Source organism: Schaalia sp. lx-100, assembly GCF_021083625.1.
Classification (GTDB): domain Bacteria; phylum Actinomycetota; class Actinomycetes; order Actinomycetales; family Actinomycetaceae; genus Pauljensenia.
On sequence record NZ_JAJNRP010000016.1, the window covers coordinates 1 to 1,320 of the forward strand.

Consider the following 1,320-nt stretch of genomic DNA (forward strand, 5'->3'; position numbering starts at 1 on the left):
ATCCCCTTAGCTCCACAATCACCCCGTGATTTCGTTGAGATCACGGGGTTTTCATTGAAATAAAGCGGAAAATAGCAAGTTGCGCAAATTAGGACTTTTGCAGCTTTTGGCATATGTGGTCCTAAATAAGCATAAAATTAGGACCATATTAGGACCTGTCCAGCACACCAGTGAGGACCAGCTATGACACCACGACGAGACATAAAACTGCCAACCGGAATCAGCATGTATAAAGGCTTGTACCGAGTACGTATCACGGTGGATGGCAGACAAGAATTCGTCGGTAAGTACGTCACGCTTACCGAAGCACGGGCAGCACTGGATATCGCGCGCGCTCAAAAAATCACAGGTTCTTTCGAGAGCGCGCACCACAGGAGGGAAAAACGGGAGAAGGCGCGCGAGGCTTTAGAAGCGGAAGAAGCTCGTAAAATCACCGTCGCTCAATGGGCAGCGCAGTGGATTGTGTTGGTCGATGAGCAATGGGAGAGTGGGCTAATGGCGCGCGCAACCCGTCGAGATTATCAGTCCACGCTTGAGCTATACATTTTGCCAGTACTCGGAGACATCCCGTTATCGGAGGTGACTCCTGATGATGTCAAGAAAATGGCGGATTCAGCTCTCTCCCGTTCAGCTCACACGCGGACGAAAGTTCTTGTCCATACGCGACGTATGTTTAATGTGGCGCTTGAACGCGGCGTAGGTGGTTTGAGCGTAAATCCTGTGAAAGAAAAACTTAACAAGCCTAAAGACTCTCCCACCATGCGCAGGTACTATGCCATGCCAGCTGAGGTGAAAGCACTGGCTGAAGCCATGCCGTCTGAGCTTGCCCTTACCGTGTATCTCGGGTTTTACTGTGAGCTGAGACAAGGCGAGGTCCTAGGACTACAGCGGGGCGATTTTATGGACTTGGACGTTCCCGTCAAGGCACACGTGAGAGTAGATAAGCAGTGGAATCAGAAAGAGCAGCCACCGCGTCTGACACCTACGAAAGCGCGTGACACTCGCGTTTTGCACATCCCCGAGGCTTTGATCCCTGTAATCGTCGCGCACATGGAAAATTATTGTGGGGAAGCTTCAAGTGATTTCATTTTCCCATCCAGTAAAGACCCTTCAAGGCCAACGTCTCAATCAACCCATAACCGACACTGGATTAAAGCACGTAAAAGCGCAGGGATACCACCAGCTTTCCGCTTCCATGATTTGCGCGCGTCTGGGTTGACGTTGTATGCGCAGCAGGGGGCGACTGTGGCGGAGATTATGGCGCGTGGGGGGCATCGGGATGTGGGGGTTGCTATGCGGTATCAGAGGGCTGCTGCTGAG

Annotated in this window: 1 protein-coding gene; it reads left to right on the top strand. The window is 51.8% G+C overall.

The features are described from left to right. Positions 1-183 precede the first annotated feature (183 nt). Positions 184-1,320: tyrosine-type recombinase/integrase (locus LRP54_RS08335; protein WP_231235759.1), on the top strand; the 1,137-nt coding region annotated here is incomplete at its 3' end.